Origin of the sequence: Mycolicibacterium aromaticivorans JS19b1 = JCM 16368 (genome assembly GCF_000559085.1) — a bacterium.
Lineage (GTDB): Bacteria > Actinomycetota > Actinomycetes > Mycobacteriales > Mycobacteriaceae > Mycobacterium > Mycobacterium aromaticivorans.
On the sequence record NZ_JALN02000001.1, the window covers coordinates 3,010,489 to 3,021,615 of the forward strand.

Below are 11,127 nucleotides of genomic sequence, written 5' to 3' on the forward strand. Positions count from 1 at the left end.
TGTCCACAACGCTCTGAACAGGGCGGATACCCGGCCGCGTGAAGTGCGGCCGCAACGCCGTAGTGGTGCGATGTTCGTCACACTCGCTACGGCGTTGCCGCGTTTCAGTCGTCTGACGCGGGTGCGGGCGCGGACTCCGCAGGCTCTGCGGAGGTCGCCGGCTCCGGCGCGGCCGCGGGCTCGTCGGAATTCGGCAGCTGCGACACCAGATGCTCGGCGAGTTCGCCGATCGTCGGATGGTCGAACACCGCCGTCGGGCTGATGTCGAACTTGCCGCCGAACTGACCGAACAGCCGGTTGCGCAATTCGACCGCCATCAGTGAGTCCGTGCCCAGATCCAGGAAGCGGCTGGACGCGGCAGGCGGCTGCGCGAGACGCAAGAAGCCCTGCACCTCTTTCTGCAGGAACTCGGTGATGAAGCCGGCTCGCGCCGCCACCGGAAGCTCCTGCAGCTGCCGCAACAACTCGCTGTCACCGACCACGGTGCCCTCGCCGCTGGGCAGCACCTGGTCCAGCAGCGGTGGACGGATGCCGGCGAGCATCTTCGCCGTCCGCTGCCAGTTCGCCTTGAGCACGGTGGCCTGGGCGGCGCCCTGCCGGATGGCCTCGCCGAGGGCGGCCAGTGCTGCCGACGGTTCGAGCGGCATCATGCCCTGGGCGCTGAGGTTGGCCACGGCGGCCGCCGAGCTGGCCATGCCGCCCTGGGCCCACGGGCCGAAGTTGACTGCGGTTGCGGGCAGTCCCTGCGCACGTCGTTGCGCGACGAGCCCGTCGAGCAGCGCATTCGCTGTGGCGTAGTTGCCCTGTGCGGGCGAGCCCAGCACCGCCGACGCCGACGAGTACAGGATGAAGAAGTCGAGATCGTGATCCTTCGTCAACCTGTGCAGATGGTGCGCGCCATACGCCTTGGGCCCCAATGCCTTCCGGAACCGTTCGAGGTCCTGCTGCGGTAGCAGGGCATCATCGAGCACACCGGCCAGGTGTGCCACGCCCGCCAGCGGCGGCAGCTCGGCCCGGATCCTGTCCAGCAGCTGGGCCACCTCGGACTCCTCGGCGACATCGGCCGAGAAGACGTGGATCCGGCAGTGGAACCGCTCGGCGATGGCGTCGATGGCCGCCTGGGCTTCCGCATCCGGGGCGCGGCGGCTGGTCAGCACGATGTCGCCGGCGCCGAGTTGCGCCAGGTATGACGCCGTGTGCAGGCCGAGCGCACCCAGACCGCCGGTGACCAGATAGCTCCGATCCCCGCGTGGCTGGAGCGGTTTGGGCATCTGCACCACGATCTTGCCGATGTGGCGTGCCTGCTGCATCCGCCGGAACGCGGTCCTCGCCTCGGTCAGCGGGTAGACCTCGGCAGGCACCGGCGTCCACTCGCCGTTGGCCAAGCCGTCGGCGACCTCGACCATCAAGCGCTGGATGTGGTCGGGATCGGTCATCATCGTGACGTCCAGCGCGACGATCTCGTAGTCGATATCGGGACGCAGTTCGGCCATCTGCTCGTGCGTCCAGATATCGCGTTTGGCGATCTCGGCGAACCGGCCGCCCTTGGCGGTGGCCCGCACCGTCGCCTCGACGAATCCCTCGCTGGTCAGCGAGTTGAGCACCACATCAACACCTTGGCCGCCCGTGTCCGCCAGAATCTGGTCCGCGAATTCCGTTGTGCGCGAGTCGTAGACGTATTCCACGCCCATGTCCCGCAGGGTGGCGCGCTTGTACTTGCTCGCGGTGGCGAACACGGTCGCGCCGTGCGCACGGGCCATCTGTACGGCGGCCAGCCCCACACCGCCACTGGCGGCGTGGATGAGCACCTTGTCGCCGGGCTTGAGCTTCGCCCAGTCGAACGCGAGCCGGACCGTCAATGCCGCAGCCGGAATCGTCGCGGCATCGACCGCGCTGATGCCGTCCGGCACCGTGGTCAGCAGTGGCGCGGGAACATTCAACCGGGTGGCGAAGGCGCCCTGCATCGATCCGAAGACCCGCTGGCCGATCTCGAATCCGGTTACCGCGGATCCCACTTCGGTGACCACACCACACAGGTCGCCACCGATCGGGCCCGGATCGCCGGGGTAGAGGCCCAGCACGTTGAGCACGTCACGGAAGTTCAGGCCGGCCGCCTCGATCCGGACCTGCACCTCGTTGTCCTCCGGCGGAGTCACCTCGACCTCGGTCAGGCGGAGATTGTCGATCGCACCGCGTTCGGTCGGCGCCAGGGCGTAGTCGTCGCTGCGCGGCATCGGCAGCTGACCGTTTCGCGCCCAGTGCAGCAGCCGGGATACCAGGAAACGTCCTTGCCGCACTGCCATTTCCGGCTCGACGACCGGGGCGCCCAGCGCACCGGCCAGCCAGCTCAGCGACTCGTCGCCGCCGTCGGAGTCGACCAGGCGAACACGCAGGCTCGGCTGCTCGGCGATCAGGGTGCGGCCGAATCCCCACAGGGCGGCCTGGACCGGATCGACCGGCTCGCCCGGCTCGGTGGCCACCGCGCGTTCGGTGACGATCCACAGTCCGTCGGCCAGCGTGCCCTTCTGCTCGGCCAGTGCGGTCTGCGCGGCACCGAGCAGCGTGGCCACCTGCGCCTCCAGTCCGGTGGCGAGTTCCGCGGTAGACCCGTCCTCGGCAGCGTGTCCCGAACTGCGCCAGACGATTCCGGTGACCGGCGCACCGCGCTCGGCTGCGTCGGCGAATACCCGCTGCCACGACTGCGGATCCGTTGCCTCGTCGACCGTCACCGCCCCCGGTACCTCGGTCGCCAGCGAATCGAAGCCGGCGATCAACCAGGTGCCGTTCGCGCTCTTGGCGGCACCGTCTTCGGCCTCCTCAACCGCGGGAGCCGCCGCGATCTCCTGCCAGCCCAGGCTGTACAGCAACCGGGTGGAATCGCCACCCAGCCCGCGCATCAACGCTTCGCGTGGTGCACGCTTCACGGTGAACTCGGCGATACCACCGAGCACTCGGCCGTCCCGATCGAGGAAATCGATATCGAAGACCTGGGTTTCGTTGGTGATGGTGTTCTCGTGCCAGCGGGCCCGGCAGTAGAACCGCCGCGGCATCTTCTCGGTGATCGTCACCTGCCCGTACCGCAACGGCAGGAACAGATCCGTCATCCCCTGCTCGGCGGCCAGCGTGGCGGGGAAGGCGGGAAATGCCACACCGGTGCACAGGTCCAGCAAGACCGGGTGGATCGGCTCGGTGCCGAGATGCTCGCCGAGTTCTTCGCCGACCGCGATGTCCCCGATCGCCTCACCGGTGCCGACCCACAACGACTTCAGCGAGGTGGACCACGTCGGACCCCAGGCCAATTCCATGTCACCGAAGATGTCGAACAGTTCCTGCGGGCGGGTGCGATTCATCTGCTCGATCGCCTCGTCCGGGGCCACCGTTTCCGCCGGTTCCGCATCCGGGTCGACGCCGGAGAGCAGGGTGCCGTCGGAGTTCAGCGACCACTCGGCCTCCCGAACCCCGTAGGGCCGGCTGTGCACCTGGAACTTCCAGCCGTCGTCGACGGGATGCAGGCTGAGCTGGACTTCGCGAGAGGCCTTGTCGGGCAGGATGATCGGTTCGTAGAAGAAGACCTCCTTCACCCGTGCCGGTGCTCCTGCCGCAGCCACCGCCATCGCCGCGTACGTCGCGCCCGGAACCACCACGGTGCCGTAGATGACGTGATGGGCCAGCCACGGCTGGGTCTTGACCGACAACACATTGGTGTAGACGGTGTCGCCGGACGCCAGGTCCTTGGCGCTGCCGAGGATCCCGGATGCCGCGGTGCCGTCCTGCCGGATACCGGAGGTCTTCGGCCAGTACCGGCGGCGCTGGAACGGATACGTCGGCAGTTCGAGTCGCAGGCCCGCCGTGTGGAACCGGGCAGCGAAATCCGGCTGGTGTCCGCAGATGTACGTCGTGGCGAGCGCTTCGGTCATCTGCCGCTGGGCGTTGGCGCCCTTGCGCAACGACACGATCGCGCGCGGCGTTGCCGATGACTCCGGCCAGATCTGCAGTGCCGCTGCGGTAAGGATCGGTTGCGGGCCGATCTCCATCAGCACCGAGCATCCCAGGGTCGCCACGGTGCGCACACTTTCGGTGAACTGCACCGGCTGCCGGGAATGCCTGCGCCAGTACTGCGCGTTGATCGGCGTCTCGGCGGTGAGCACCGCGCCGGTCCGGTTGCAGACCAGCGGCCGGGTCGGCACCGCATACTCGAATTGTGTTGCGAACTTCTCGAATTCGTCGAGCACCGGATCCAGAAGCTCCGAGTGGAAGGCGTGGCTGGTCTCCAGCCAGGTGCACCGGGCGCCGTCCTCGCTGCACGCGGCGACGATCTGCTCCAGATCCTCGCCCGGGCCCGAGAGCACCGTGTTGCGGCCGTTGTAGGCACCGACCGAGACGCGCGGGAAGCTCGTCGCCGCACGCTCCACGTAATCGGGATCGGCGAACACCGCGACCATCCGGCCGCCCTCGGGCAGGCTGCCGAACAATCGGCCCCGCTCGGCGATCAAGCGGATACCGTCCTCGAGGCTGAATACGCCTGCCACGCACGCGGCCGCGTACTGGCCGACGCTGTGGCCCAGCACCACGTCCGGTTCGATGCCCCACGACTGCCACAACCGGGCCAGACCCATCTCGACGGCGAAGATCGCCGGCTGGGCGAATGACGTGTGGCGCAAAGTTTCCGTGTTCTCGCGGTCACCGGAGAACAGCACGTCGAGCAGCGGGCGCGGCAACATCGGATCGACGGCCTGCGCACAGCGGCGCAAGGTGTCGGCGAATACCGGCTCCGTTTCGAACAATTCCTTCGCCATTCCCGGGTACTGGCTGCCCTGTCCCGGGAAGAACCACGCGGTGGTCGGCGGGTCGGTGCATTCGCCGCGGAGCACGCCCGGCCGCAGCCGGTTGGCCACCAGATCGTCGAGCAGCATCTTGGCCTCGGACACCGAGTTCGCGACCACCGCCGCCCGGTGCTCGAAGTGCGATCGTCCCGCTCCGGCGGTGTAGCTAACGTCGGCGAGCGAGGCGTCGGGATGGGCTGCCAGCCAATCGGAGTAGCGCTGCGCCAACGCCAGCAGGCCCGGGCCGGACCGTGCCGACAGCGGCAGGACGCTCAGCGGCTCACGCACCGGCTCCGGCGCGATGACCTCGACCGGTTCGTCGGCGGGATCGTCAGCCAGCGCGGGCTGCGGTGCCTCTTCGATCAACACGTGGGCGTTGGTGCCGGTGAAGCCGAACGAGCTGACCCCGGCACGGCGCGGCCTGCCGTTGGCGACCCACGGGGTGGCCTCGTCGACCACCCGCACCGGCAACGAGTCCCAGGGGATGTGCGGTGACGGGTTCTGGAAGTGCAGGTTCTGCGGCAGCAATTCGTTCTGCAGCGACAGCACGACCTTGATCAGACCGGCCACCCCGGCGGCGGACTCCAGGTGCCCGATGTTGGTCTTGGCCGTGCCCATCAGCAGCGGCCGGGCCGAGTCACGACCCGCGCCGTAGACGGCCGCGGCGGCCTGCACCTCGATCGGATCACCCAACGGGGTGCCGGTGCCGTGAGCTTCGAGGTAGTCGACATCCGCGCCGACGAGACCCGCGCGGGTGAGTGCCGCGGTGATGAGGCGTTGTTGCGCACCGCCATTGGGCACGGTCAGGCCACTGGACGCACCGTCCTGGTTGACCGCGCTGCTGCGGATGACCGCGGCGATCCGGTCGCCGTCGCGTTGCGCGTCGGACAGCCGCTTGAGCACCAGGATGCCGCAACCCTCACCGCGGACGTAGCCGTCGGCCGCCGCGTCGAAGGTCTTGCATCGGCCGTCGGGGGCCAGCATCCGGGCCCGCGACGCCGCGACGATCGACGCCGGGCTCAGCAGGACGTTGACGCCACCGGCCAGGGCCATGTCGCAGTCACCGGAGTGCAACGCCTGGCTGGCCTGGTGCACCGCCACCAGCGACGAGCTGCAGGCGGTGTCCACCGCCATCGCAGGTCCTTCCAGGCCGAGGGTGAACGCCACCCGGCCTGCGATCGCGTTGAGCGCGTTGCCGGTGATGAAGTGGGCTTCCAGGTTCTCGACCGATTCGCCGGACAGCAGGTGCGAGTACTCATTGGCGCCCACGCCGACGAAGACGCCGGTGCGGCTGCCGCGCAGCGAGGCGGGGGAGTAGCCCGCGCGCTCCAAGCCCTCCCAAGCGATTTCGAGCATGAGGCGCTGCTGCGGGTCGATCCAGACCGCTTCGCGCGGGGAGATGCCGAAGAACTCCGGGTCGAAGCTGTCGACGCTCTCCAGGTAGCCGCCGCTGCGGGTGTAGATCTTGCCGGGCGTCTGCTGATCGGGGTCGTAGTACTGGTCGACGTCGAAGCGGTCCTCGGGGATCTCCCGGATCGCGTCCACGGCGCCGGACAGCACATCCCAGTACGCATCGGCATCAGCCGCACCCGGGAACCGGCAGGCCACCGCGATGATGGCGATCGGCTCGTCGGTCGCCGAACCCGCCAGCGACGCCGGCGCGGCGGCAAGCTGTGCGCCGGCCTTCTCGTTGAGGTTGAGCACCTCGCCGAGCAGGTAGTCGGCCACGTCGGTCAGCCGCGGGAAGTCCATGGCGAGTGTCGCCGGAAGTTCCTTTCCGACAGCCTGTTCCAGTCGGCGACGAAGTTCGACCGCCATCAGAGAGTCCATGCCGAGGTCGAAGAATCCAGCCTCTTCGCGCACCTCGGACGCGTCGACCCGGGTCACCTCCGCGACGGTGTTGCGCAGGTACTCCAGAACGAGCTTCTTGCGCTGCTGCACCGGTGCGGCGGTGAGCTGTTCGACCAGCCGGGTGGTGCCTGACGCGCCGGAGGCCGCGGGCACCGACTCCGGAACTTCGCGGGCCACCTCGGCCATCAGCGACCGGCGGCCGGCCTGCAGGTAGATCGGTAGGAAGCGAGCCCAGTCCATGCGCGCCACAACGGCTTCGGCAGGACCTTGCGATCCGGCGGCGGCCATGATGTCGGCCAGGCCGGCCAATGCATCGGTGGGCGACAGCGTGCGGATGCCACGCCGGTCCAGCTGGGTCCGGGCGTCCTGGTCTGCCATGCCGGCCGACCACGGACCGAAGTTCACGCTGATGCCGTGGACGCCGCGCTCGCGCAGTCGCCACGTCAACCCGTCGAGGAAGGCGTTGGCCGCGCTGTAGGCGCTCTGGCCGTAGCTGCCCCACACCGACGAGATCGACGAGGTGGACAGGAAGAAATCCAGATTCAGATCGGCGGCGGCCTCACTGAGGTACCAAGCGCCCCAGACCTTTCCGGAGAACACCCGGTCGATCTCGGTGCTGTCGAGGGAGCTCAGCGGGGTGGTGCTGTTCTCTCCGGCGGCGTGCACGATGCCGGCCAGCGGCGGCAGCTCGGCGGCCACGGTGGCGAGCAGTCGCGCGACGTCGTGCGGGTCGGCGACGTCGGCGGCGACCACCCGGACCGCGCAGCCGTGTTGTTCGCTGAGGGCATCGATGCGCCGCTGTGCGGCCTCGTCTGAGGCGCGGCGGCTCGTCAGCACCAGCTGGCGAGCGCCGTGCGCGGCCAGGTAGCCGGCGATTTCCAGGCCGATCGAGCCGAGCCCACCGGTCACCAGATAGGTTGCGTCGGAGCGTAATTCCAGTGGAGTCGAGTTGGGCTGACCGGTCCGCCGGACCAGCCTCGGGACATGAACACCGCTGTCCCGCAACGCGATCTGATCCTCACCGGGCGACGCGGTGACGACCTGCTTGATCAGCCGCGTCCACTCGTCGGCGCCGGTCCCGGACACGTCTGCCAGACCGCCCCACAGTTGCGGGTACTCCAGCGCGGCGACGCGGCAGAAACCCCACAGTCCGCTCTGCTCCGGCGCCACCGTGTCGGCATCGCTCACGCGTTGGGCGTTGTGGGTCAGTACCCAGATCGGGCTGCGCAGTTCGGCGGCGGCCGCGGCGCGGACCAGGCGCTGGGTGCCCCCGAGCACGCGGTGTTGCATCCGCAGCAGGGATCGCATCGACGACGAGCCGTCGGAGTCCAGCGCCGCGAGGTGCAGGATGCGCAGCGCAGGCTCGTCCTGTACCGCCGCGGTCAGTTCGGCGACCAGGCGCTCCTCGTCGGCGTCGGACACCGGCAGACCGAGGACGCGATGCCGGTGGCCGTGTGCGGTCAGCGCATCGACCAGTGGGCGCATGACGGCGTCGTCGTCGCCGATGAGCAGCCACGCTGCGCCCTCGCCGACCTCGGTCGACGGGCTGACGGCTTTCTGCCAGCGGACCTCATAGCGGATGTCGGCGATAGACTGCGCGCTCCGCTGCCGATTATGTTGGGCGGCAAGCTTGCTCAGCACCTCGGCGGCCGTGGTGGATCCGTCCCCGCCGAGCAGTGCGGCCAGTTCCTCGATCCGGCCGTCCTCGAGCAGCTGAACAGCCTCGGTGCGGGCGGCATCATTGGCGGTCGCCTGGGACTGCTTGCTCTGATACCAGTACTGGCGATGCTGGAACGGGTATGTCGGCAGATCGAGCTTGCGGGCCGGCTCGTGCAGCAGTGCGGCGAAGTCGGGAACATGTCCGGTGACGTAGGCACCCGCCAGAGCTTCGGTCAGCTGGCGGTGGTCTGCCCCGTTGCGGCGCAGCGACGCAACGGCTTTCGGTGCGGTCGCCGGATCCGGCCAGGCTCGCAGGGCAGCGGCGGTGAGCACCGGCTGCGGGCCGACCTCGAGTAGTAGCGCGCAGCCGAGTTCGGCCAGCGTCGCCACGCCCTTGGCGAACTGCACGGGCTGACGGGCGTGGCGGCGCCAGTACTGCCCGTCGAGCTTCGCGTTGCGGCCCAGTGCGGCCCCGGTCCGGTTACACACCAGAATCCGCTGAGGTGCCGCGAATTCGAATCCGTTGGCGTAGGACTCGAAGGCGTCCAGCGCCGGGTCGAGCAGCGACGAGTGGAACGCGTGGCTGGTGTCCAGCCAGTCGCAGCGGGCCCCCTCGTCCGACAGCTGGGCGATCGCGCGCTCCAAGTCGGCGGCCGGGCCCGACAGCACCGTGTTGGCGCCGTTGTAGGCGGCCACCGACAGGCTCGGGAACTCGTCGGTCAGGCTCTCCACCCGGTCCGGGTCGGCGAAGACAGCGCACATCCGCCCGCCTGCGGGCAGGTCACCGAACAGGCGGCCGCGCTCGGCGAGCAACCGCGCGCCGTCCTCGAGGCTGAAAACCCCTGCGACACAGGCGGCGGAGTACTGGCCGACGCTGTGCCCGAGGACCACATCCGGCTCGAAGCCCCACGACTGCCAGAGCCTGGCCAGGCCCATCTCGACGGCGAAGATCGCGGGCTGGGCATGCCGGGTCTGCTTCAGGGTCTCGGCACCATCCAGATCGAAGATGACGTCCAGCAACGGCTTGTCGAGCACACCGGCGACGGCGTCGGCGCAGCGGTTCATGGTGTCGGCGAACACCGGTTCGGTCTCGAACAGTTCGCGGGCCATGCCGGCGTACTGACTGCCCTGTCCGGGGAACAACCAGGCGGTCTTCGGCGCATCGACGCAGTCTCCGCGCACCAGTCCGGGAGCCGGCAGGTCGTCGGCGAGCGCGCCGAGCAGCTCGCGGGCCGACTCGACGGAGTTGACCACGAGTGCGGCGCGGTGCTCGAAGTGAGCCCGGGCCGCTCCGGCGGTCAGGCAGACGTCGGCGAGAGTGGCGTCGGGGTGCTCGCCCAGCCAGCTGCGGTAGTGCTGTGCGGTCTGCACCAGCGCGGCCGGGGTGCGCGCCGACAGCGGAAGGACGGCGAACCGGCGGTCGTCCGGCGCTGCGCCGGCAGTGACCGGGTTGGTGACCGGTGCCTCTTCGAGAATGACGTGGGCGTTGGTGCCGGAGAACCCGAACGAGCTGACGCCTGCGATACGCGGTCGATCGGATCGCTCCCACGACCGCGCCTTGTCCACGACCTGCACCGGTATCCGATCCCACGGGATGTGCGGGGACGGGTTCTTGAAGTTGAGATGCGGGGGCAGCTCGGAGTGCTCGAGCGACAGGACGACCTTGAGGACGCCGGCCACGCCCGCGGCGGCCTCCAGGTGGCCGATGTTGGTCTTCGCCGATCCGATCAGCAGCGGCTGGTCCGCGTCGCGGCCTTTGCCGAGCGCGGCCGCCGCGGCCTGGACCTCGATGGGGTCACCCAGCGACGTCCCGGTCCCGTGGGCTTCCAGGTAATTGATGTCGGCGGGGGTCAGGCCGGCCCGATCCAGCGCCTCGGCGATCACCCGCTGCTGAGCGACACCGTTGGGTACGGTCAGCCCGCCCGAGGCGCCGTCCTGGTTGACCGCGCTGCCGCGGATCACGGCGCGGACGTGGTCGCCGTCGCGGAGCGCGTCTTCCAGGCGCTTGATGGCGATGACACCGCAACCCTCGCCGCGTACGTAACCGTCGGCCGAGGCGTCGAACGTCTTGCACTTGCCGTCGGGGGCCAGCATCCGGGAGTGCGAGAACGTGATCATGGTGGCCGGGCTGAGCATGACGTTGACCCCGCCCGCCAGCGCTAGATCGCATTCGTCCAGCAGCAATGCCTGGCAGGCCTGGTGAATCGCCACCAGCGAGGAGCTGCACGCCGTGTCGACGGTGACCGCCGGACCCTGCAGCCCCAACCGGTAGCTGATCCGGCCCGCGGCGGCAGCGCTGGACGTGCCGACCGCCAGATAGGCCTCGATCTCGGGGTAGGTCAGCGCATCGGATGCCATGCCCAGGAAGTCATGGGTGGCCAAGCCGACGAACACGCCGGTTCTGCTGTTCGCCAAAGTCGTTGGCGCAGTGCCGGAATGCTCAACCGCCCGCCACGCGGTCTCCAGCAGCAGTCGATGCTGCGGATCCATCAGGTTGGCTTCGCGCGCCGACACCCCGAAGAACGGGGCGTCGAACCCGGTGACGTCGTCGACGAACCCGGCTCGCCGGGTGACCATCTTGCCGGCCGCGTCCGGGTCGGAGTCGAAGAACTCCTCGATATCCCACCGGTCGGCGGGGACTTCCGAGATCGCGTCCCGGCCGCTGTGCAGGACGTCCCAGTACTGGTCGGCATCCGCGGCTCCGGGAAGACGTGCCGCGTAACCGATGATTGCAAAACGAGGCGTCTGCTGCGTCGGACGTTCGGTGGGTGCCATCAGGTTGTGTTCTCCGCAT

1 protein-coding gene is annotated in these 11,127 nt (G+C 69.2%); it reads right to left on the reverse strand.

The window, feature by feature from the left end:
- Nucleotides 1-104 precede the first annotated feature (104 nt).
- Entirely contained in the window at nucleotides 105-11,108 is an 11,004-nt protein-coding gene (locus Y900_RS14515) for a type I polyketide synthase (protein ID WP_036342763.1), read from the reverse strand.
- Nucleotides 11,109-11,127: the final 19 nt, after the last annotated feature.